Annotated in this window: 9 protein-coding genes and 4 pseudogenes; 6 read left to right on the top strand and 7 right to left on the bottom strand. The window is 69.6% G+C overall.

The window, feature by feature from the left end:
• Window positions 1–346: 346 nt before the first annotated feature.
• Window positions 347–629 (bottom strand): annotated as a pseudogene (locus ACFZDC_RS38700) (SpoIIE family protein phosphatase); the annotation flags it as partial.
• Window positions 630–1013: 384 nt separating this feature from the next.
• Between ACFZDC_RS38700 and ACFZDC_RS38695 the strand changes: the two are divergent.
• Complete coding sequence (locus tag ACFZDC_RS38695; RefSeq protein WP_391331368.1) at window positions 1014–1775, top strand: hypothetical protein; 762 nt, start codon at window positions 1014–1016, stop codon at window positions 1773–1775.
• Here ACFZDC_RS38695 and ACFZDC_RS38690 read toward each other — a convergent pair.
• The gene (locus tag ACFZDC_RS38690) at window positions 1765–1890 is read right to left on the bottom strand and encodes a hypothetical protein (protein ID WP_391331366.1); all 126 of its coding nucleotides are present in this window, start codon (window positions 1888–1890) and stop codon (window positions 1765–1767) included. The two genes, ACFZDC_RS38695 and ACFZDC_RS38690, sit on opposite strands and share 11 nt — an antisense overlap.
• A gap of 1 nt (window position 1891) precedes the next feature.
• On the opposite strand from ACFZDC_RS38690, the pseudogene ACFZDC_RS38685 reads away from it, so the two are divergent.
• A pseudogene (locus tag ACFZDC_RS38685) lies at window positions 1892–2514 on the top strand (transcriptional regulator); the annotation flags it as partial.
• Between the two features lie 275 nt (window positions 2515–2789).
• Here the strand turns inward: ACFZDC_RS38685 and ACFZDC_RS38680 are convergent.
• The 3 genes and pseudogenes from ACFZDC_RS38680 to ACFZDC_RS38670 all read right to left on the bottom strand — a co-directional run.
• Window positions 2790–3005 (bottom strand): annotated as a pseudogene (locus ACFZDC_RS38680) (TipAS antibiotic-recognition domain-containing protein); the annotation flags it as partial.
• Between the two features lie 189 nt (window positions 3006–3194).
• Window positions 3195–4940, bottom strand: a complete 1746-nt coding sequence (locus ACFZDC_RS38675) for a protein kinase (RefSeq protein WP_391331364.1) — start codon at window positions 4938–4940, stop codon at window positions 3195–3197.
• Window positions 4941–4956: 16 nt separating this feature from the next.
• Complete coding sequence (locus ACFZDC_RS38670) at window positions 4957–5673, bottom strand: 2'-5' RNA ligase family protein (protein ID WP_391331362.1); 717 nt, start codon at window positions 5671–5673, stop codon at window positions 4957–4959.
• 42 nt (window positions 5674–5715) lie between these two features.
• Here ACFZDC_RS38670 and ACFZDC_RS38665 point away from each other — a divergent pair, with 42 nt between their 5' ends.
• The 3 genes and pseudogenes from ACFZDC_RS38665 to ACFZDC_RS38655 all read left to right on the top strand — a co-directional run bounded on the left by ACFZDC_RS38665 (window position 5716) and on the right by ACFZDC_RS38655 (window position 13379).
• Window positions 5716–11244 (top strand): hypothetical protein, encoded by a 5529-nt coding sequence (locus ACFZDC_RS38665; RefSeq protein ID WP_391331361.1) that lies wholly within the window; start codon window positions 5716–5718, stop codon window positions 11242–11244.
• Window positions 11245–12349: 1105 nt separating this feature from the next.
• A pseudogene (locus ACFZDC_RS38660) lies at window positions 12350–12870 on the top strand (transposase); the annotation flags it as partial.
• Window positions 12871–12968: 98 nt separating this feature from the next.
• The gene (locus ACFZDC_RS38655; RefSeq protein ID WP_391331359.1) at window positions 12969–13379 is read left to right on the top strand and encodes a hypothetical protein; all 411 of its coding nucleotides are present in this window, start codon (window positions 12969–12971) and stop codon (window positions 13377–13379) included.
• A gap of 20 nt (window positions 13380–13399) precedes the next feature.
• On the opposite strand, the gene ACFZDC_RS38650 is transcribed toward ACFZDC_RS38655, so the two are convergent.
• Window positions 13400–13585 carry a hypothetical protein gene (locus tag ACFZDC_RS38650; RefSeq protein ID WP_391331357.1) on the bottom strand — a complete coding sequence of 62 codons (186 nt, stop codon included), beginning with the start codon at window positions 13583–13585 and terminating at the stop codon, window positions 13400–13402.
• Between the two features lie 341 nt (window positions 13586–13926).
• Here ACFZDC_RS38650 and ACFZDC_RS38645 point away from each other — a divergent pair, with 341 nt between their 5' ends.
• A complete protein-coding gene (locus ACFZDC_RS38645) occupies window positions 13927–17745 on the top strand; it encodes an NACHT and WD repeat domain-containing protein (RefSeq protein WP_391331355.1) in 3819 nt (1272 codons plus the stop codon).
• 691 nt (window positions 17746–18436) lie between these two features.
• Here the strand turns inward: ACFZDC_RS38645 and ACFZDC_RS38640 are convergent.
• Window positions 18437–18880, bottom strand: a complete 444-nt coding sequence (locus tag ACFZDC_RS38640; protein WP_391331376.1) for a CAP domain-containing protein — start codon at window positions 18878–18880, stop codon at window positions 18437–18439.
• Window positions 18881–18884 lie beyond the last annotated feature (4 nt).

Raw genomic sequence — 18884 nt, 5'->3', positions numbered from 1 at the left:
GGGTGTCGTGCTCGCGCATCCACGTTATGCAGACCTGCCGCCCGCGAACTGCCCGGCGTTGCGCCGAACCGGGCGGTGGCCGGACCTCTGATCAGAGTCTCCGACGGCACCCCTCGGGCCCGGTGACACCACCCCCCAGGTCATCCATTCGACAGGGGGCAACAGCCATGCCGGGCCCGGAGGCCAGCGGCCCCGTTGCAGGACCGCAGAAAACATAACGGGGCTGGCCGGAGGCTGTCATCGCTGGCGGCCTCGAGGTCCGCCAAGATCTTCTGTACGGCCCATTCCGAGATCTGGGCGGCGGCCGCGATAGTAGGCAGCCGGACCCTTTGGTCGGTGGGGCTTCTTACCGGCGGGTGACGATGAGGGAGATGTCGTCACGAGCGCCGGCGCTGACACCGAGACGGGCCAGCAATGCGTCAGCCAGGTGTTCGATGTTGAGGGTGCTGCACTGGGCAAGAGCGGCAGTCAGGCGACGCCAGGCCCGTGTCGATGTCTTCGCCACGGCGTTCGATGAGGCCGTCTGTGTAGAGCACGAGCGTGTCGCCAGGGGTGTAGAGCAGGCCGGCCGGTGGGCGGGGGACGTGCTGGGGGCGGGTGGCCAGCGGCGGGTCGGTGGCCTGGTCCACGTCCACCGGCAAGGACGCGGTCGACACCCGCAGCCGCCTGATCATCTACAGCAACGCAGGCCCCCCCCACCTGCTGGTGCGGTGGACAGCCTCGGACGGATTCGCTTCGCTGGCGAAGGACCAGCCCGGAGCCTCTGGCGCCAGCATGCAGGCGATAATGCAGGCTGCGGTTCCGGGCCTGCTTCTCCAGCTGGGACATACCGCCAGGGAACCGACGGACGGCGGTGACCTGCTGGTTTTGGCCAATCTTCTCCTGGATGGACTACCGCGACCTGATTCAGACCGCGCACCAGCGGCTCGGCGGCCCGATCGTGCTCTTGTCCAACCCCCCTTCCAGGACCGCGAACAGGCCTGGCACGCTTCCTGAGCCGCGAGAACATCCGAGTGGGCGAGGTCAGCCAGCCCGACCGTGCCCTGCGCCGCAAGCGGGGCAAGACCGACGCCGTCGACGCGGGGGCCGCCGTCCGCGCGGTGCTGTCCGGGCGGGCGGACGTCACTCCCAAGACCGGTAAGGGCCCGGCGGCCGACATGCGCGTGCTACGGCTGGCAAAGGAGTCGGCCGTCAGGGGCCGCACGCACGCGAAGAACCAGCTCAAGGCCGTACTCCTCGGTATCGATCCCGAGCTGCGCGAGGCACTGTCCAGCCTCGGCAACACAGTCCTGGTCGCCACGTGCGCCGACCTTCTCGCCGCCGATGACGCAGCCTTCTTCACGTTCCGGCTGCTGGCCCGGCGCATCCAGCAGCTGACCGCGGAGGTGAAGGAGCTCGCCCGAAGAGCCTCGAACTGCTCGAGCCCTCAGCAGACGGCCCGGGAGCCGGCTGCCCGAGTCCGACCCGGCGGCCGCGCTCGCCTTCAACGCGCTGCTCGCCCGCGCGTACGAGGTCGGCACCGGGGCTCGCGCGGGGACCGCATCATCATGGACCGCCCGGAGGACCTGGTGGTCGCCACGTGGGTGGAGCCGACCGCCTACGGCACGCGCTACGAAACGCTTACCGCTGACGGCCAGGTCCACATCGACAACGCGCCGCCGCTCGGCGAGCCGTACTTCGAGGGCGAGGACGACCCAGTCAGAGATGCCTGCCACGGGCAGGGTGCTAGTGGCCGGGATCGCCGAGTAGCCGCGGGTGCCTCACTCACACGGTGAGCCGGCTGCGGCGGTGCGCGCGTTCGCTGTTCGCCGGTACGGGGTCGGCGTCATGCTGGTCCACCGCCGTACCGCTCGGGTGAGCGCTGCCGGGGTGGCGAAGCGCGTACTGCATGCTGAAGGAGGCGAAGCTCGGGCAGCCTAAGCTGGTCGGGTCGGGCAAGGATGCCGACCCGCTGATCGAGCTCACCGAGTCCGCGTTGGAGCGCTACGGCCTGCCGATACGCCTCACGGCCGAGGAACCGGCGGCCGTCGGAGGGCCACAAGGTCGTCAAGCATCTGGTGTGCGCGGAGTGAAAGCTGACCAAGCGCGGGGTCGGGCCGTGGGCGCGAATCTACCGCCCCGCGCAGGGCTCGGACGGCAAGTGCGTGCAGCTGTGCATTCCCGTCGTGGGACGTGCTCGATGCCCGGCACTCGACTGGCCAGACAGCTTCCTCCGGCCGAACTCGCGGCGCCGCCGGGCACGTTCGCGTCCCAGGTGGTGACGCCGCGCGGGTCGACCGCCGTGACGGGTCCGGAGCTGATGACCGCCTTGCATCCGCCGACCCGCGCCTCGGAGCCGTGATGAGACGGCAGGCGGCACAGCGAGCACAACCACGGCAGCCTGGACAAGGATCCGGTCGATCCGGCGCCCTGGGAGGCCCCGGACGGGCCCCGCTCCTCGCCAATCTGCCTCGCTTCCATGTCCGGGGGCCGGCCGAGAAGCTGTTTGAGGAGGTGTACGACTGGGCGCGTCCTGACCGACGAGACGGCGTCGGTGCCGGCCGGTCCGAACCCACACCCCCGTGGTGTGTCCGCACCGGGGTCACCCGGAACTCTTCTCGGCACGGTGCCGGGGCTTCGGTGGTCTGGTTGTGCAGGTGGTGTCTGCTGGTTGCCTGCCACCGGGGGTCTGCAGCCCCCCGGCAGTGTGAGCCGTCGGTCAGCTCAGCCGTGCGTCGGCGTAGACGGCCCATCGCGTCGCGCTGGTAGACGGCCAGTCCGACGGCGATCCGGGCGAAGTTCGTACGCAACTGGGGGTCGTCGACGTAGGTCTGGCCCAGTCCCTTGTACGCAGCCGCGCACGGGGTCCAGAACCGGCACACACCCTGGTAGTGGGCGTCCACCTCGGCCTTCACCGCAGGCTCGGCAACCGGTGGGCCGGCAACCATGAACTCCGCCATGCGGATCATCTGCGCCGTCACCTCACGCTGCCACTGCTCCATACCCTCGGCGGTCATCCCCGCTATGGCTCGCTGGGACTGCTCCCACTGCTCCGGCCACCGTTCGCGCGCCTCCGCCTTGTGGCGGCCCCTGAGCCGACTCCTTCGTCCTGGACGAGGTCGGCGTCATCAGCATCGGACCTTTTGAAGGCCAGACGGCCCGAGGTCGTTCGGAGTAAGCAGGTCGCCGGCCTCCCGGCGGCTGGGGCGGTCCGGTTAGGTGCGACGACTGCGGTGCACGGCCTCGGGCGCACCCGCGGACTGGGCGCCCTCCTCTCCGAGGGTGATGGTCTCGGCGTCGGTGAGCTGGACAATGTACAGGTGGCCGGTCTCGCACTGCAGTGAGGTGTCCGAGCGGTCGGTGGGGTGACTGGTGACCGCTTCGAAGGTGGCTGTCGTGCCGCGCACGGCCCGTAGTACGAGGGCCTCCGTGCAGCCGACCTCCCGGCCGGTGCCGACCTCGGTGATGTTGCTGACCTGCTTACCGGCCAGTTCGCCTACGGCGGCGGTGTGCAGGGTGAGGGTCACCTTGAAGGAGTTGGTGCGCGGATGCAGTTGGCCGTCGGCGTGGGGGGTGCCCGGGCCCGTGCCGGTCCACACGCCGGCCCACTTGGCGGAGAGGGAAGGAGCGGAGGCGCTGGGGAGAGGCCGGGAGGACGGGGTGCCGTCGCCGCGGGCGGCCGTGTCGAACGGGTGCAGCAGCAGGATGCCGGTCGCGACGGCGGCGACGGTGAGGGCACAAGCGGCGGCCATCCAGCGAACGCGGCGGCGCGCGCGGATGTACGCGGGGTGGTGGGCGCCGTACGACGGCGAGGGGGACGGTCCGGTGGAGGAGTCCGGGGGCCCGGGCGGGTACGACCCCGCGATGGCGGCGGGGGGATACGGCGCGGCCGTGTAAGGGGCCGGACCGCCGACGGAGGGCGGGACCACCGCCTCGGCGGTCGCTGGCACGCCCGGTGTCCCGGGCCCGGGCGCCGTCCGGGCCGTCGAGGCCGGGTGGTCCGGCGGCACTGCGCACCGGTGGGCGACCTCCGCCTCCCGTGCCAAGAGGTCGGCGCCGAGTCCGGGCGGAAGAGCCCGCTCCCAGGCACCGGCCCCCGGCGCAGTCCCGGCTCCGTACGCCCCCGCCCGGGGATCGCCGACGTCCCCCTCTCCCCGCAGCGATGCTGCCAGCTCTGCGCTTCGTGGCCGGTCCTGCGGATTCTTCGCCAGACAGCGGGCGACGAGTTGTGCCAGGCCGGCCGGTACGCCGTCGAGGCGGGCGTCCTCGTGGACGATGCGGTAGAGGAGCAAGGGCGCCGAGGGTTGCTCGCCCGGTAGTTCGAACGGGCCGGTGCCGGTCGCGGCGAAGACGAGGACCGCTCCCAGGGAGAAGACGTCACCCGCTTCGGTGACGGTCCCCTGCACGGCCTGTTCGGGGGCCAGATAACCGGGAGAGCCGATGACTCCCCCGGTACCCGTGTGGCGGGAGTCGTCGGCGGCACGGGCGATACCGAAGTCGATGAGCATGGGCCGGGCACGGCCGAGGAGGACGTTGGACGGTTTGACGTCCCGATGGGTGAGGCCGCAGGCGTGCACAGCGGCCAGCGCGGCAGCAAGTTCGCCGGCCAGGACACGCAGGGTGGCAGGCGGCAGCGGACCGTGGGCGGTGACCCACTGGACGAGGTCGGGTGCGCCGACGTACTCGGTGGCCATCCACTGCGGGCGGTGGCCGGGCGGGCTGAAGTCCACCACCGAGACGGTCCACGGAGACCGGACCCGGTCGCTGGTGCGGATCTCCCTGGAGAAGCGCGTCTCGAAGTCCGGGGTGGCGGTAAGGTCAGGGCGAACCGTCTTGAGCGCCAGCGGGCGGCCCGCCGGTGTGCGCGACAGGTAGACCTGGCCCATGCCGCCCGCGCCGAGCCGCGCCAGCAGCGGGTAGCCGCCGATCGCGGCCGGATCCGTGGACTCCAACGGCTGCACGTACGCCTCCCCCTGGTCACCGCACCCCGTAACCGCAGCAGAATACGGGCTTCTTGACCGTCGGTACTCGGCGGGAGATGCCGCACGGGGTGACCGCGACTCGATGCCGGTCAGCGGCAGCGTCCGTGTCCACGTACGAAGGGGCGGGAGCGGGGGCCGTCTCAGGACCGGGCTTCAGCACCTCCAGCTCGCCGGTCCGGGTGTCATAGCTGCGCAGGGTGGTGAGCCAGACCGACAGGGGCGGCGCCGGCAGCAGCTCGAGGACCCGCCGGTCGGCGAAGGCACCAGCCCGCCGGGTACGGCCCAGGGTGACGTGCGGGCTCCAACACCCAGGCGTGTGGAAGGGGCTGAGGGTCCCGGGCGGGCTGTCCGAGACCACCGCCTCCCATACCCTGCGGTGCAAGCCGGCCAGCGCGGAGTCGAGGTCCAGCCCCCAAGCCAGCACCGAGGTGGGCCGCTCGAAGCGGACCACGCCGGTGAACCGCACCCGCACGGGCAGGGCGGCGGCCACCTCGGCGAGCTCCCAGCGGATCGAGGCGGTCAGCTCCCCGGAGGTGGCCAGGGTGGGGTGCGGGCTGTTGGTCGGTGAGCTGGCTTCGGTGCCAAGCCGTAACTCCCTGGCCGCTCCCCCCACACAGCCGCCGTTCGGCACCCGGTGCCCCGCCACCCGCTGACCACCCATGGCCGACGGGGAACCGGGCGTGACACCCGGCTGGTCCGTGCCGGTCAGCACCAGGGACCTACCTGGAGGCAACGGTGCCTGCCGGGGCGCGGCGTGCGGAATCCGCGTGCTGTCGCGCGGGGCATAGCGGAATTCGGTGGTGGCGCCGACGTAAGGATCCTCCGCGCGTTGTCGAGGCGATCGTTCTTCTCGCCGTATCTGCTCCCGATCCCCCGCCACATCACGGTCGGCGTGCGGCGGCGCGCCGTCAATCCGGAGGACCTCGCGCAAGCGTTCTCCTTCGAGGACGCACCGATCAAGCTCAGTCTCCATGAGCAGCCGAAGCTGGGCGCGATCGTCGAGTCGCTCTTCTTCCGTTCCCCGTCCGACGTCACGCGGGATTCCGGGCTCACGTTCGCGCTCGCGTTGTTTCTCGGCGACGACCTGACCGCCCAGAACGCGCTGACGATTGGCCTGGGTGAGAACTACACGCTGCGCGCGGGATACCGGCGCGATTACAGTCCGGTGACCGGTCTGCCGAAGCCGCCGCTTCCCGGCACGATCGATGCGTGGCTGCACCACGAGATCGCGGTGGTCGAGATCGACATCATGGCCGTCACCGCCGGTTACGCGATCGGCAAGGCAGTGCGCGGCGCGACGTTCGGCGACTGCTTCGAGTTAACCGCCGACATCTTCATCTACGTTCCCCCGTTCGGCGACGAGACGGCGTTTTTCAAGTTTCGGTCACTCAACGGCGAGCGCGTCGCGTTCGGGCTCGAGGGCATCGGCTACAAGCAGGGCGCGCTGTCGCTCACCGGGTTCAGCGCGCCGGACGGCGTGGTCATATTCTTCGGGCCTGTCGGGGTGATCATCGAGGAGTTCGGCGTGGTCGCGGAAAGTGGCACTTCTTACGTCAGTTTCTCCGGCGGTGTCAAGGTCGAGCCCCCCGCAGGCTTCAAAGGCGGCGTGACCTTCCGCCGCCTACGCTTCCGGCTGCGTGGCGGTGACGCCAGTGCCCCGCCGTTCAAGCTCGACGGCTTCTTCATCTTCTTCAAAAACGCGGCCGTCGAGATCGAGGCCGGCGGTTACTACCGCGAGGAGCAGGAGGGCCAGACCCGCATTCGTGAGTTCGGCCTCACCGGAACGGTCGGCTTCGACCTGGAGGCCACCAGCTACCTTTTCGGCCTCGATCTTGTCGTCGGCGAGGTCGCCTCGCCGACGGAGACGTTCGGCTACCTGATGGCGCAGGTCTTCTTCAAAGGCTCGGTGCCGTGTTCACTGTTCGAGCTGCACGGTGCGCGGGTCCTGTTCGGCCGCAACATGCAGCCCAAGCTCGAGGCCGCCGACCGCGATGCGCAGCAGCTGCGCTATTTCAATTGGTACAACGCATCGAACCCGCTGACAGTCCCTGGCGACCGTCGGCTTGCGGCATGGCGCTCACAGCGTGGCACGGTCGCCGTCGGGGTCGGGGTCAACGCCACGATCTCGGGGCTTTCGAAAGCCCTCGAGCTCGGCCTGTTCGTCCTCGTGCTGGTGGGCGAGGACGAGCGAGGATTCCTTATCGGCGACGAGGTGTTCGCGCTCGGCAGCACAGAGCCCCTCGGCTATCTGGCGCTCGAATGGGATGGCAAGAGCGAGCATTTCAGCGTGATCATCGGCATCGACCTTACCGCCGAGAACTTCGTCAAGAACCCGCCCGAGTTCCTCAAGACGCTCGTCAAGCTCACCGGAACGCTGTTCATCTGCAACGACCCGGGGACAGTGGCGATCGGCAGGCTCGCGGACCAGCGGACATGGCTCGGACTGCGCTTCGACGTCGGGATCGCGGGCTCGCGGATGTTCCTGCTAGTGGCCGCGTGCTTCGAGTACGTCGACCGGCCGGAGGGCCCCAAGGGGTTCGGTCTCGTCCTCCGCGCCGAGGGCGCCGCCAACTACCCGGGTGCGCGTCTTGAGTTCCACGCCGCGTTCGGCGTGCTCTACGCAACCTTCACCACCGGCTCGTCCGACTATGCCGCACTGATCTTCATCGAACTCGGGCTACGGATTGTGCTGTTCGGTTTGCGCCTTGGAATCGAAGTGCGCGCCGAATGGCGTGCCGTGGGCTCCAGCCCCCGGCGTAGCGAGATCAAGCTTGAGATTCGCTTGGAGACACCCTGGTTCTTCCCCGACTTCACCTTCACGTTCGAGCATGTCTTCGGGCGGTTGGCGCCGGCCGAGCTCAGCTCCTCGGCGTCACCGCTGCGCAGCGCAGGCGCCCTGGCCGGTGGGGCACAGAAGACACACGAGGTGCACGTCGCCCGAGCAGACGCCGCATGGGACGGGCTCAAGCCGACGCGACCGCTTTCGATCGTGGAGTTGCGCGCCGCGAGCCCGGCGGAAGCCGCCCGGCTACAAGCCTTCGCCGCTGACGCCACCGCCCAGCCCATCGCGACCGACGCCACGATCAACGTCGACTGGGCGGTGCCGATCACCGATAAGCTCGCGTTGAACACCCTGGTTGCCTCCGCTGCCGACCAGCAGGCTGGCGATCTGCAATTGCGCTACGAGCTCGTCGGCATGTCAGTGCGGCGACGACCGCGCTTCGGGGCATCGCGGCCCTGGGCACTGCTAGAACAGCGAACGGAACTCACGGCCGACTTCACCGACTCGGCCGGCGTCGCACTCACCGGCGCGTTCGGTCCGCAGGTACTGGCGAAGTTCTGGGACGTCGACATACGCGTGGACGGAGCGGTCGCGGCGAAGCGGCTGCTGATCAACGCGTCGACGCCGTTCGACTTCCGCACCCGTGATCCCGCCGGCGACGAGACGCTCGTCTCCCAGCACCCGACGTGGCCTTGCTGCCCGGCGGGACCGATGACCCACCAGCCGCCGCCCCCGTACCGGCCTCACCTACTCACGTTCAACCAGCATCGCGCAGGTACCGTCGTGCGGCGCGTGACCTTCAGCGAGAGCACCAGCACGGCGATCTTCCCAGCCGCCGCGCGTGTCCGCCGACAGCGGCTGGACGCATACCAGCCGACGGACTTGAGGGTCGCGGTGATCACGGCTGAGGAGCCCGGCGTGCTCGTGCGTGCGGTCCTGAACGAGGACGCCGCCTCGGCCGAGGTCACACTCGCGGTCCCGCTGGTCGGCTACACCATCCGTGTGCAGGCCCAGGATGCGGCCGGACACGAGGTCGCCACGGCGCCGGTGACGACCCAGGGCATGATGGACAGCGTCATGCTGCACGGGACCGGCCCGATCCGCTGCATCGAGGTGATCGCGGTCGGGGTGGTGCACACGACGGGCGACTCGACCGACATCCCGGCGCCGCAGAACATCGCCATCGAGTTGTGGTCGATGGCCTACGTTGCGCTCGACGACTACCTCTCCGCGCAGCTCGCCGCCCAGGCCTGTGCACCCGGACCCATGGCACAGGCCCTTTACGAGGGTCGCGGCAAGCTCTCGTTCTTGCCCAACCACGAGTACGAGCTCGCCTTCAAGACGCGCGTGACCATCACGCATCCAACCGCCGGGGCGGAGTCGGCCGACGTCGACGAGTACGTCCTGTTCCGCAGCAAGGGCCTGCCCGGCCTCAACGCCGTCGGGCGCGTCGGCGAGGAGCTCGAACCCTACGTCCGTGCTACCTACACCGGCGGACACGGGCGGCTCTACCGGGAGGAGCCCATCGCGATCGCGTTCCGCGAGGACTTCCACGTGGCCGTCCCGATCACCCTGCGGCCGCCCGGAACATCGGCCGAGCACACGCAGCTGCTGCGCATGCAGCTCCTCGCGCGCCCCGACAACGCGCCGACGACGGGCACGCTGGCGACGAGTTCCGGCGAGGACTGGATCGTCACGCACCGGCCACAGCAACCCGCCTCGCCGCAAGCCGAGCCGTGGGACGTCCGGGTCACGAGCAGCAGCACGCTGACCACGCTAGCGAAGACCGACGACGCTGCACGTGTCCGTCTGGGCACGATCGTCGCCCGCGAGAAGTCAAGGTGCCCGCTCAACGACCCGCGCACCGTGATCGGCCCGGTCCTCCTCGCGCCTCCGCAAGGCGACAACGATCTCTGGCCGGAGGTCGGAGCCCTCACCGCGACCGTCGTCCGTCGCGACGCCGGTTTCGTCGAACGACAAGGCTTCATCTCCGCTGACCTCGGCGCCTTCCAGTTCACCCTCGACGAGGGCACAGGCGGCGCGGACGACTGGTCACTCGACGGACCATGCCTCCACGCGAGCTCGAACGGACGCCGCTACGCCCTTTTCGGTGAGGCCGACTGGGATCATCTGAACGTGAGGATCGGCGTCGAACTGTCCGGCGCGATGGCTGGCGTGGGCTTCGGCCTTCCGTCCGGGGCTTCGCCCAGCCGCGGCCTCTTCGCGGTCGTGGAGGCGACGCCGGGCGGGCGCCGGCTGGTCATCTACCGGCGCCGTTCGGGCACCCAGCTTGAGCTGCTCCAGGCGGCCGACCTCCCCCCACATGAAGCGGACACTTCACTCACGCTCACGGTGGTCAGCTTCGACGACCGGCTCCGCGCGACCGCGGGCGGCGTCACAGTCGAGGCCGACCGCGAGGAGCTGCGCGAGGGGCAGCTGTGCCTGTTCGCAGGCGGTGAAGCGCGCTTCTCCAGCCTGGCCGTAACGGGGCTGGAGCTGTACCGCTTCTCGGTCCCTGTGAGTGCGTTCGCCTCGTTCACCGACCACATCCACAGCTTCGGCGGGCGCGTCGCTACGGTCGTTCCCGACGCGCTCGGGCCCGGCACGTCGACGAGCACCGTCACCGCGTTGTGGGCTTCCACCGGCGCACGGGTCCAGGCCGTCATGCACCCCTCCGCTGCCGCCGCAGACCGCCAGGTCCTGTTCGAGCGATGGGCGCGCGAGCTCGGCCTGCCCTTCCAAGACGAGCTAACGGAACTCGCCGTCAGCGAGCTCGCCGACGCTGGACGGGGGCACGCCCTGGTCCTTGAGTCGCCTGAGCCGCTCGACCTCGTCGAAGAGGTCTCCGTCACGCTGGCGAAACGCGTCGTGGCCTCGATCGCTCCCGAAACAGCCAGCGAGATCGTACGCCAGCCGGCCGGGTTCAGCCCCTTGGCCACCCGGCACCCACGCGTGATCGGCCTGGTCACCGAGGTTGTCCATGAGGACGACGCGCTGCGTGCGGAGTTCGATCCGCAGCGGGTATCCAGGCTCCCTGCCAGCATCGACGCCATTACGTTCGTCGAGGCAACTGCCGATGCGCACGGCCGCCATTTCAGGATCTACGCCGCGCCGATCGACGAGTCGGCCCGCGCGAGCGCATCCTTGGTCGCACCGCTCGTCGACGTACTCGACTCCGAGCACGGGGGCGAAGCACTGCTTCCCGAAGGTGCCAAGCCGCTCGAACCAGGCGACGTGGTGGCCATCACTGCCGGCCACGCATCCCTCATAGCGAAGTTCCCACTCATGTACACGTTCGAGGATATCCCACTCGCAGCACTCCAGAACGCCACCGGCCGACGAGCGATCCTCGTTCCCCTGGACGCCCAGTCCGCCACCGACTTGCCACCGGGAACCTACCGTTTGACATTCACCATGCATCGGCGTCGGTGGCCAACCGTTCAGGCACCAGACACACTCAACTGCTACTCGCGAACGGTGTCGCTCACGCTCTCGCTTTAAGGGGGGCCTCATAACACAACTTTCGTATGCGCATCCTCACCAGTAGGTGCGTCCGCACACTGCCAGCGCGACGCCGTGCGGACAAGCGCTGACGGCAGTTGGTGCCAGCATCGAGACGCCCTGCAGCCACCAAGGCTGCGGCAGCCGACGAGCACACCTTTCGGTCACACCATTGCCTCACAGGTAGAGAGCCCAGTGGCCTCCGGGAAGCGCGTCCAACGGTGCGTAGAATACCCCCTACACGGAGTCGCTGGTGTGCTCGCGCTTCGTCCTGCTCTATGAATGCCCCGGCAACTCGGACTCCGAGCAATGATGCACCCGGCGCATCACGGGACGCCGAAGTACAGCCTGACAAGCGGGCGTTCGGGGAGTCCGTCCAAGAGAAGATGTACCACGACTGGCCCAACCGGGCCCTGTACCAGCAGATAGACCCCACGAAGCTGCTGCTGGCATCGCAATGATGATGCGTACAGCGCTCCGGGGACCCCGCGGCCTGGACATCGACCACCTCGTCCCGCTCGCCGAGGCTTGGGCTCCGAGGCCGACCTCGGTGACAACCGCGCGCTCATCGCCGTGTCGGCGCCAGGTCGCGGAACGCTACGGCCTGCCCACCGCGAGTCGTTCGAGGTGGTGACCGCATCTACATTGGTGGAACGTTGCGGCGCCGCGGAGTCTTCCGCGGGCTTGGACCTCGCCAGCCACAGGCCGGTGAACACGGCGGTGGCCAAAGTGGCGGTGTCAGCAGCGAGGAAGGCACTGCCAGCGCGCAGGCGTAGCCGGCGTAGGGGCGCGACATGCTCTGTCGGCGGTCTCCCGCCGCTCGAGGCGTCTTGGGTCGGGCTGGTAGGCGAGCAGGTGACGGCCGTCCGCGTGGAAGAGGTCGCGAGCGAAGTCCATGGTGCTAGTGCCGCCGAAGGAGGGGGACTCGGGCTCGCCACGGGACGTTCCAGTCGGCTGCTGCTCTCAGCCCGCCGCGAGGAACCCAGGGCCGGGGCGCCGCCTGGGAGGAGGCCGAGCGGGCGGTCGTGGACATCTTCACGCGCGCCGTCGGTGGCGTGTCTGGTTGGGGGGCGGTGTCGTTGACTGGTTTGGGACACCTGAGGAGTTGGATGTAGTCCGGTGTCGTCTGGAGGACTTTGAGGGGATGTGTTCGAGCCGTTCGCGCGTGCGGATCAGCGTCGGTGGGGCTGGGTGCATCTGCGGGGTCTGTTGCTGGACGGGCAGCGCAAGTCGGTGGAGCCGATGGCCGCCCGGCTGGGTGAGGACGGCAACCGGCAGGCTCTGGCCCACTTCATCACCACCAGCCCGTGGGATGCGGCGCATGTGCGGGCCCGCCTCGCGTGGAAGATGGCCCCGCTGATCAAACCGACCGCGCTGATCATTGATGACACGGGCTTCCTCAAGGACGGCGATGCGTCAGCCTGTGTGTCGCGGCAGTACACCGGAACCGCAGGCAAGGTCACCAACTGCCAGGCGGGCGTGTCCTTGCATCTGGCCTCCGGCGCCGCCTCGACGGCGGTCGACTGGCGCCTGTTCCTGCCCAAGAGCTGGGACCCGGCCTCGCCGCAGGCCGACCCGCGCAAGGTGGCCCGCCGCGAGCGGTGCGGCATCCCGCCGGACGTGGGCAAGGCACCGCAGGGCGCCGTCCATGGTCCGCACGGACCGCTGCCGGCTGCCACGTCGCGACCGCCCGCGGGAAGATCGTTCTCTTTGGTGCCACAGGCATGATCGGGCGCCGTATCGCAGCCGAGGCCGTCCAGCGCGGCCACCAGGTGGTGGCAGCCTCCCGCTCCGGGCAGGCGCCGCTTGAGCGTCCGCTGCTGACAGCCGTGGCGGTCGGCGGCGCCGACGCGGTGGCCTCCGCGCTGGCGCCGCTGCGAGACCTCCTGGAGGGGCCAGGTCGCATCGACGACCTGGTGTGGACGTCCGTCTCGCCCGCCGCGATGATCGCGCAGGGCGAGTGCACGGGCGTCTGCGCACGACTCGCCGACGCCCGGGTCATACAGGGCGCGGCCGCCGGGCCACCGCGGCAGCGCGGTTGCCGGGGCGACGCCACTGCGGCCTGTGCTTCGTGGGAGGCCTGGCGGGCAAGCGTCAGCACCGACGCGGAGACGTCGTGCTCGGGCTGCGCGTGACCGCCGTGCGCCCGCGCGGTTCAGTGGTCCCGCATCCACCAGGTGAAAACGGCGATCAGAGCAGAGCCCGTCGCGGCGGCCATCCCGCGCACCAGTCCGAACACGGCCACCCGGCTCAGGCGCCGGACGGTGTCGGGCTCGGTTCGGCGGGTGACGGCCCCGCCGCCGGCTTCGTTCCTGGCCGGGTCGATCGTCTCGTCGTTCATCGTGGTCCCTTCGTCGCTGCGGTTGTTCGGAGTTGTGACAAGTTCGCCGGATCGGGAATGCGCGGTGCCGGTTCGGTCCGAACGGGCACCTCCTGTCCGATGAGAGGCTTAGGCTCCACGTGCTACGGGGTGAGGGGGCAGCGCGTGGGAGTGAGGACGTCGGCCGGTCGGTACGTGGTGAGCGGCGGGGTGGGACCGGCTTCGGCCAGGCTGCCCGACAGCAGGGGCCGAAGTCTCGGACGGCGGCCGAACCCGGAATTCTCGAGTGAACGCGCAGGTCAAGGGGTGTATCAGGGTGGCGCATTCGGAGTGCGCCGGGACTCCGGTCACCGGGGGCATCGATGACTTCGGCCGCCACGGGGCACGAGGAAGCGCAGGAGCAGCGGTTCCGGCTGGGGCGGCGGCTGCGTGAGCTGCGTGGTGAAGCGGGTCTGACGCAGGAGTCGTTGTCCTTGCGGATCGGGTCCGCCTCGCAGACGCTTTCCGATCTCGAACTCGGCCGGGGTAGGAGGCTTCCCGCCCGCGCGTTGTTCGACATGTACGTCAAGGCCTGTCTGAGTGAACTGAAGACCGACCGAAAGACGAAGCAGGATTGGTGGGAAGGCCTGCTTGGCGACTACCTGCTCCTGCGTAGCCTGCTGGCCCGACCGGCCGATCAGGCCAGCGTCATTCCGCTGGAAGCGCCGGACGACAAGTGCCCATATCCGGGGTTGAAGGCGTTCACCGAGGACACGGCGAGGTGGTTCTTCGGCCGTACGACGCAAGTCGACGAGTTGGTCCGGCTGGTGAGAACGCGCCTCGACGGGGGCCCGCCCCTTTTCGTCACCGGCGCCTCGGGAGCGGGTAAGTCCTCACTGCTGAGCGCCGGTCTGTCGCCCGCGCTGCGTCGAGGGCAGTCGGCGGAGGACGCTTCGGGTGCCCCGACGGTCGTGCGCATCACGCCCGGGCCCCGCCCCCTGATGGCGCTGGAGCAGTCGTCGGCGATAGCGGAAGAAAACGGTCCCGGGCCAGCGGTGCTGCTCGTCGACCAGTTTGAGGAGGTCTTCACGCAGTGCGCCGACCAGGAGGAACGCCATGCCTTCGCGGCCCGGCTCGTCACTTTGGCCGCCGGCGACAAGGGGAATCAACGGCCGACCCCGGTGGTGCTGGCGGTGCGCGCGGACTTCCTGCACCGCTGCATCGCCGTACCCGGACTGTCCGGGGCGATGAGCAAGGGCGGTCTCGTGCTCGGACCGATGACCGAACCGGAACTGCGGCAGGCCATCGTCGGACCGGCTCGCACCGCGGGTCTGGAACTCGAACCCGGCCTCGTCGAGACGCTCCTGCGCGACCTCGGCGTCCAGGGTGGCCGTCATGACGCGGGAGCACTCCCCCTGCTGGCGCACACCTTGCAGGCCACCTGGGCGCAGGGCGACGGACGCCGTATGACACTGGCGGGCTATCAGGCGTCCGGGGGGATCCGGGACGCGGTGGCCAACACCGCCCAGGGCGTGTACGACGCCCTCGACCCCGAGGAGCGGCAAGCCGCACGCCGGCTGCTGCTGAGACTGGTCACCGTGGACGAGGGCGGTGAGGCCGTACGCCGCAGGGTGGGTGAGGACGAACTCGCTCATGAGGGCGGTCCCGCACAAGTGGCGCTCCGGCGCCTGGTGGACCAACGGCTTGTCACTGCCGACGACGGGGTCGTCCAGATCACCCACGAAGCGCTCGTGCGCGCCTGGGACCTGTTACGCGCATGGCTGGTCGAGGACCGCGACTGGCTGGGCCTGCGCCGCGACCTCACATCCGCCACAAAGACCTGGCAGGCACTCGGGCGCGATCCGGGCAGCCTGTACCGGGGACACCGGCTGGCCGCGGCCGTGGACATGGCGCAGGCGCGGCGCAGCGACCTCACCCCGCTGGAGTCGACGTTCCTGGACCAAAGCGCGGCTGCGGCGGAGTCCGAGATCGAAGCCGCGGCGGCCGAAGCCCAGGCAGCGCGCCGGAGCAACCGTCGGCTGAGGCATCTTTCGGCGGCTCTCGTCCTGCTGGTCGTCGTGTCCCTGGGCGCCACGCTGCTCGCGGGCCGGCAGTGGCAGACCGCGGAATCAGAACGCAAGGCGGCCGACGACAAGAGCCGTATCGCCATCGCCGACGGCCTCGCCGCTCAGTCGCGTGCACTGCTCGCCGCCCGGCCCGGGCTGGCCGGTCTTCTCGCCCTGGCCGGACTGCGGTACGAGACGAACGGAGCCACCACCGCCAGCGCCCTGGGCGCGCTGGCGGTGCCCACTTATCCGGTACGGCCGTTGGCCGGCAACGCAGGGCCGCTCACGGCGGTGGCGTTCAGTCCCGACGGCCGGACGCTGGCTACCGGCGGGACGGACACGAAAGTCCGGCTCCGGCGTGCCGACGGCGGCGGCACACCTGTCGTGCTGTCGGGGCACACCGGCGCGGTCGCCGCCGTGGCGTTCGGCCCCGACGGCCGGACCCTCGCCTCGGGCTCTGCCGACGGTTCCGTCCGCATCTGGGACGTACGCACCGGGATGACGGCCGTCCGGCTCTCCGCTCAGGCGGGCGCGGTCACCGCGGTGGCGTTCAGCCCCGACGGCACGAAACTGGCCACCGGATCCGAGGACGGCACCGCCCGGCTGTGGAACGCGCGGACGGGCCGCGCGCTCGCCACCTTCACCGGCCACACCGGGAGGGTGAGCGGGGTGACGTTCAGCCCCGACGGCCGCACATTGCTGACCGGCAGCTGGGACGACACCGCCCGGCTGTGGAACCTGCACACCCACCGTTCGGCCGGCGTCCTACGCGGTCACAGGGGTGAGGTCTACGCGGTGGCGTTCGGCCCCGACGGCACGACAGCCGCCACGGGTTCCGCCGACGGGACGGCACGTCTGTGGGACGTGCGCACCGGGCGTGGCACGACAACTTTGCGGGGTCATACGCGCGTCGTGACCTCGGTAGCGTTCAGTCCCGACGGCCGCACACTGCTGACCGGCAGCTGGGACGACACCGCCCGGCTGTGGAACCTGCACACCCACCGTTCCACGGGAGTCCTGGACGGGCACTTAGGCCACGTCAACTCGGTAGCGTTCCGTCCGGACGGGAGGGCCGCGGCCACGGCCTCCTCGGATGGCACGGTACGGCTGTGGGGCACCAATACTCAGAGCGCTACCGAAGTACTGAGCGGTCATCACGACTACGTCGACACCGTGGCCTTCGGATCCGACCACCGCACACTCGCCACTGGCAGCCGGGACGGCACCACCCGGCTGTGGGATCCCAGCACCGGCCGTACGACCGCCATCCTCGACAACCGGGCGGTAGCGGTGCTGGCCGTGGCCCTCGACTCCGGCACGCACCTGCTCGCGGCAGGTGACCAGAAGGGGCAGACCCGACTTTGGGACACCCGAACCCACCGGGCCCTCGTCACGCTGCGCGGACACGGCGGCGCGGTGGACGCGGTGGCGTTCAGCCCTGATGGCAGCAGGCTGGCCACCGCCTCCACCGACGGCACGGCCCGCCTCTGGGACATCCGCACCCACCGCTGCGTCGGCACGCTCCGGGGGCACAGCGGCTGGGTGGACGCGGTCGCGTTCAGCCCCGACGGCAGAGCACTGGTGACCGCCTCCACCGACGGCACCGCACGCCTGTGGGACACCCGGACCCTCCGCGGCACCGCACGCTTCGACAACGCAGACCTGCTGAACGCGGCGGCGTTCAGTCCCGACGGGAAGACGCTGGCGCTCGGCTCCAGCGACGGCACCGCACGCCTGTGGGACATCAAGGCCAGGACCGTCGTGCGCACCATCACCGGCCACACCAAGGAGGTGACCGCCGTCGCCTTCAGCCCCGACGGAAGGATCCTCGCGACGGCCAGCCGAGACCGTACGACAGTCCTCTTCGACCTCCGCGCAGGCCGCACCCTCGCGACGCTGGACGACGCGACAGGCTGGGTCACGTCAGTGGCGTTCAGCCCGGACGGCAAGACCCTGGTTACCGGCTCCTGGGACCGTTCCGCCCGGATCACCCCCGTACCCCGGCAGTGGCCGCACGCCCTGTGCCAACGAGCTGGCCGCAACCTGACCCACGAGGAATGGACCACCTACGTTGGAGACACCCCGTACCACCGCCTGTGCCCCGAGTTCCCGACGGCCCAGCCCCGCCAGGGATGAGGCTGGGTTGCGTCGACCGACGTCCGTGAGGCACGACCGACCGGTGCGCCCGGCCGTCCTTCTGCGGCCCGGCGTGACACCGGGTCGGTGCGTCCGCCGTCGATCGAAGTCCCCCTTGGAGGCCCGCCATGAGATCACGGATCATCGGCGACCACAGGCGCGCTCAACCGGCGCATTCGGTAGCTAATCTCATCAACGAAGCAGCAACACACCAGACCAGCCACCGCCGCGTACACCAACAAGCCCCCCTCCGCCTGGCCTGATGCCGTTCATTCCACAACGGTCCCGGCTCGGTCACGAGTTCAGCGATCACGTCGGCCGACAGGCCCATGATCGTCCGGTCGCTGATGATCGCTGCACGAGACGCGTTCTCCACCACACGACCATGATCGACGATCAAGAGTTCGACGCCTCACCGCCTACCGTGCACGAGCTCGTTAGCTCGAGGCTCGACGAGGCCACGAGATGGACGAAGGGCGCGGCGTGATCACCGCGGTAGCTGGCGCTGCCATCGGCCGCCGACGAGGGGAACGCAAAGTCGACCCGGAAAACAGTTGAAACCGCTATAAAGTTCCGTGCACTTGCACAGCTCCATGAGGGGGACTTTCTTGCACGCTCGTCTCGCTGCGTCAGCCGTGGCGGTTGCCGTCGCCAGCGAATTTCCCTCAGGAGGATCGGTAGCGCCATCAAGTTACTTCTGACAGCTCCCGAACTCCACCACATAGGTACCTGCACCGTTCCTAGCGTCCTCGGCTTTATTTGCCGACCCCCCTTTGGCCATGACGCCGAAATCGGTTAGCGACGGATCCCGGATTATCTTGGCATGATTTCCTTGGCTTATGTGTAGCCACCAGTTGAGGGCGGCGTTTGGGGTCCCGCCACCACCCGACCCGGTATAGGCGATCTCGTAGCCGCTCCATCTTCCGTTCGCGCAGTACCCGGCGCTCCTGATACGTTCGATGATCTGAGCATCGGCCCCCCCGGGGAGTTGAGGGTTGACGTGCGGATCGCCTGAGCCCCACCACTTCTGAGCCAAGGAGGCGTCCACGTGCTTGCGCGCGGCATCTAGTAGCGCGTCGGAGCCGTCGAGTTCCCGCGCCCCAACCCTTTGACGCTCTTGGTTGATGAGGCACATCACG

The sequence above is a fragment of the Streptomyces sp. NPDC007905 genome, from assembly GCF_042959345.1.
Lineage (GTDB): Bacteria > Actinomycetota > Actinomycetes > Streptomycetales > Streptomycetaceae > Streptomyces.
This window is presented reverse-complemented; position numbering and strand designations above follow the sequence as displayed.

What these genes read in the sequence shown, in the direction of transcription:
- ACFZDC_RS38690 (WP_391331366.1), bottom strand. Translation starts at nt 1,890, where the DNA reads ATGCAGTACGCGCTTCGCCACCCCGGCAGCGCTCACCCGAGCGGTACG.
- ACFZDC_RS38655 (WP_391331359.1), top strand. Translation starts at nt 12,969, where the DNA reads ATGATCGGGCGCCGTATCGCAGCCGAGGCCGTCCAGCGCGGCCACCAG.
- ACFZDC_RS38650 (WP_391331357.1), bottom strand. Translation starts at nt 13,585, where the DNA reads ATGAACGACGAGACGATCGACCCGGCCAGGAACGAAGCCGGCGGCGGG.
- ACFZDC_RS38645 (WP_391331355.1), top strand. Translation starts at nt 13,927, where the DNA reads ATGACTTCGGCCGCCACGGGGCACGAGGAAGCGCAGGAGCAGCGGTTC.
- ACFZDC_RS38640 (WP_391331376.1), bottom strand. Translation starts at nt 18,880, where the DNA reads ATGTGCCTCATCAACCAAGAGCGTCAAAGGGTTGGGGCGCGGGAACTC.